Below are 353 nucleotides of genomic sequence, written 5' to 3' on the forward strand. Positions count from 1 at the left end.
GGTGGTGTCATTGCTGGTCGGCACAGTCACGGTGAAGCTGGTGACGCCGGCCGGCACGGTGATCTTGCCGGTGGCAGGGTCGTAGCTCACGCCATTGCTGAAGGTGGCGGTGCCGTAGTCATCAGCAGTAGCGGTGCCGTCTTGCAGCGCGAAGTCGAAGCTGGTGGCGCTGGACGATGCGTTGGACAGCTTGACGGTGAAGGCCAGATCGCTGCCTTCGGTGGCGCTTACGTCGCCGGTGCCCAGGTTGTTACCGATCGACTCGATGGTCGGCGTGCCGTCGTTGTCGAGGATGGTACCGGTGGCGTCTTTGCCGCCGATGCTCAGCTTGACGGTTTCGTCGGCTTCGTCGG

At 63.7% G+C, this 353-nt stretch carries 1 protein-coding gene; it reads right to left on the bottom strand.

Annotated elements, in window-relative coordinates:
* A partial coding sequence (locus FLQ44_RS11275) for a hypothetical protein (RefSeq protein WP_206208839.1) occupies nt 1-353 on the bottom strand: 353 nt, incomplete at both ends.

Origin of the sequence: Vogesella mureinivorans, from assembly GCF_007644035.1 — a bacterium.
Classification (GTDB): Bacteria; Pseudomonadota; Gammaproteobacteria; order Burkholderiales; family Chromobacteriaceae; genus Vogesella; species Vogesella mureinivorans.